At 50.9% G+C, this 320-nt stretch carries 1 protein-coding gene; it reads right to left on the bottom strand.

Annotated features, from left to right (window positions below):
- Nucleotides 1-320: AAA family ATPase (locus tag GQA99_RS21125; protein WP_160057034.1), on the bottom strand; the 320-nt coding region annotated here is incomplete at both ends.

Genomic DNA, 320 nt, shown 5'->3' with positions numbered 1-320 from the left:
CTTCTCCATACGTCCGTCACGGATGAGAGGAGCGTAAAGGGTGGAGAAATCGTTACCAGTGACAATGATGGGGACACGTGCGTTCTCTTCCTTGTTGTACATTCCTGGGAGCTGGACGTTGGTTGGGGCATCAGCAATGTTCATGAGTGTTGCGTTGACCATCTGGTTGTTGACAGTGTACTGAGTAGTACCACCCATACGACCCGCACCAGCGTCAAGATCGTTGATGAATAGACAACACATCTTTCCCTTCTTGATCATGTCAGCTGCCTCACGGTACCTCTGACGGATAAGCTTGGCTGGTTCTCCTGCGTTTCCAC

The sequence above is a fragment of the Shewanella litoralis genome (assembly GCF_009828585.1).
GTDB lineage: Bacteria > Pseudomonadota > Gammaproteobacteria > Enterobacterales > Shewanellaceae > Shewanella > Shewanella litoralis.
This window is presented reverse-complemented; position numbering and strand designations above follow the sequence as displayed.